Annotated in this window: 1 protein-coding gene and 1 pseudogene; both read left to right on the top strand. The window is 75.4% G+C overall.

Annotation, left to right across the window (positions count from 1 at the left end; all coding sequences use genetic code 11):
- Window positions 1–2423, top strand: a 2423-nt coding sequence (locus DN069_RS39045) for a DEAD/DEAH box helicase (protein WP_111507971.1), incomplete at its 5' end; no start/stop codon positions are given.
- A pseudogene (locus tag DN069_RS39040) lies at window positions 2420–2825 on the top strand (hypothetical protein); the annotation flags it as partial. The gene DN069_RS39045 and the pseudogene DN069_RS39040, both read left to right, overlap by 4 nt.

Raw genomic sequence — 2825 nt, 5'->3', positions numbered from 1 at the left:
CCTGCCAGCGCTCCGCGCTGCCCGGCAGCGCGGAGCGCTGGCAGGGCCTCGCGGAGCGCCTGCGGCGCTGGCGGGCACCCGCTGAGGGAGCGTCAGGGGGTCGTCTGCGGCTGGGTTTCCGCCTGGTCGAGCCGCTCGGCTCGTCCCCGGCCGCCGGAGACCTCGAGGGCGCCGGCGGGGAGGAGGACGAGGACCGCTGGTGGCTGGAGCTGCTGCTCTCCCCCGCCGATGAGCCCTCCTACGTCGTCACCGCCGAGGATCTGTGGGCCGGGCGCGCAGGCGCCGAGGTGCTGGCGGAGTCGGTGCCCGCGCCGGAGGGCGCGTTCGTGCTGGAGCTGCGCCGGGCCGCGCGGTCGCATCCACTCGTCGCGGAGCTGGCACAGGAGGCACGCCCGCAGGGGCGGTGGCTCGGCCGGGCCGAGGCGCTCGCGTTCCTGCGCGACGCCGCGCCCGCGCTGGCCGAGGCGGGCTTCGAGGTGCTGCTGCCGTCCTGGTGGCGGGAACCGCCCTCGCTCGGGCTGCTGTTGGCGGCCGCCCCCGCGCAGGCGGGCGTCGTCAAGCAGGAGAGCACCGTCGGGCGGGACGAGCTGCTGGCCTTCCAGTGGCAGCTCGCGCTGGGCGGCGAGCCGCTGACCGCCGAGGAGTTGGCGCTGCTCACGGCGGCCAAGGACACGCTGGTCCAGTTGCGCGGCCGCTGGGTGGTGGCCGATTCCGAACGGCTCGCCGCCGCCGCGGCTTTCCTCTCCCGCGAGGGCTCCGGGGAGATGGCGGTCTCCGAGGTGCTCGGCCTGATGCTGGACGCGCGCGAGCCGGCCGGGCTGCCGGTGCTTGCCGTCGAGGTGGAGGGCGGCCTGCGCGAGCTCATCGCCCGGCTCTCCGATTCCGACGCCAGTGTCCCCGAATCCCCCGAGCCGGTCGCGCTGCCGGACGGCTTCACCGCCGAGCTGCGTCCCTACCAGCACGACGGCGTGGCCTGGTTGGCGCAGCTCGCCCGGCTGGGCCTCGGCGGCGTGCTCGCCGACGACATGGGCCTCGGGAAGACCGTGCAGACCCTGGCCCTGCTCGCCGCCGAGTACGCCTCGGCGGCGGCGCCCGGCGCGCCTACGCTCGTCGTCGTCCCGATGTCGCTGCTGGGCAACTGGGAGCGTGAGTGTGCGCGCTTCGCGCCCGCGCTGCGCGTGCACGTCCACCACGGCGCGCGGCGCGGCGGGGCCGCGCGGGTGCGGGAGGCGGCGCTCGGCGCCGACGTCGTGCTCACGACGTACGGGCTGGCGGCAAGGGACTTCATCGCGCTGCGCGCGGTGCCGTGGCATCGCGTCGTCGCGGACGAGGCGCAGCACCTCAAGAACGCCGCGACGCTGCAGTCCCGGGCGGTGCGGGCCCTGCCCGCCGCGCACCGGATCGCGTTGACGGGGACGCCGGTCGAGAACCGGTTGGCCGACCTGCACTCGCTGCTCGACTTCGCGAACCCGGGCCTGTTCGGCACGGCCGAGCAGTTCAAGGAGCGCTACTCCGTCGCCATCGAGCGCAATGCCAGCGTGCGCGCGACGGCCCTGCTGCGCCGCCGCACCGAGCCGTTCGTGCTGCGTCGGGTCAAGACCGACCCGGCGATCGCGGCGGAGCTGCCGCGCAAGCAGGAGATGACGGTGCTGTGCAACCTGACGGTGGAACAGGCTGCGCTCTACCGCGCCGTCGTGGCCCGGCTGCTGCAGCGCATCAAGGGCTTCGGCTACACCCGCGACCTGGAGCGGCGCGGCTCGGTGCTGGCCGCGCTCACGCGGCTGAAACAGATCTGCGACCACCCGGCGCTGTACACCGGCGAGGGCGCGCGCGGCGGCGCGGTGCGCCTCGCGGGCCGCTCCGGCAAGCTGGCGCTGATCGAGGAGATCCTGGAGGAGGCGCTGGCCGAGGGCGACAGCACGCTCTGCTTCACCCAGTACGCGCAGTTCGGCAAGCTGCTCCAGCCGTATCTGCGGCGGCGCCTGGGCTGCAGGGTCCGGTTCCTGCACGGGGGCGTGCCGGAGCCGGAGCGGCGGGCCATGGTCGACGGCTTCCAGGAGGACGCGGAGCCGTCCGTCTTCCTGCTCTCGCTCAAGGCGGGCGGCACCGGCCTGAACCTGACCGCCGCCAACCAGGTGGTGCACCTGGACCGTTGGTGGAACCCGGCGGTCGAGGAGCAGGCCACCGACCGCGCCTTCCGGATCGGGCAGCGCCGCGACGTCCAGGTGCGGCGGCTGGTCTGCGTCGGCACGGTGGAGGAGCGGGTCGACGAGCTGCTGACCGCCAAGCGCGCGCTGGCCGACGCGGTGATCGGCGAGGGCCTGTCGGCCGACGCCGGTGTGCTGGAGGTGCTGACGGCGCTGGGCCCCGACGCGCTGGCGGAGGTGCTCTCCCTGGCGGAGGAGGCGGTGAGCGAGCTGTGAGCGTGCCACCGTGGTCGGAGCGTTTCCTCGCCCGGCTGGAGTCGCTGGGCATCGGCCTCTTCATCGACCAGATGCGCGAGGCGGGCGGCTCGGCCCAGGTGCGGGAGGTGTCCGTAGCACCGGGCTCCGCGCGGGCCCGGGTCGGCGGGGTGGACGTGTGGGCGGATCTCACCGTCTTCGACGCCGAGCAGTGGGGCCGCGCCGAGGAGGCGCTCGGACCGGTGCGCCACCGCCTGCTCGCCGACGAGCTGCCGCCGGACGTGGACGCACTGCTGGCCCGGGCCGGCCTGCCGCTGCTGCCCGCGCGCGCTACGGAGCTCACCTTGGACTGCGCCTGTGGCCGGACGGGTGGCCCGAACGGCGCGGTGTGCCGGCACGTCGCCGCGCTGCTGGGCGCGCTGG

Origin of the sequence: Streptacidiphilus pinicola (assembly GCF_003258295.1) — a bacterium.
Taxonomy (GTDB): domain Bacteria; phylum Actinomycetota; class Actinomycetes; order Streptomycetales; family Streptomycetaceae; genus Streptacidiphilus; species Streptacidiphilus pinicola.
Note: the sequence above shows the minus strand (reverse complement) of the source record. Positions and strands in the feature narration are given on the sequence as shown.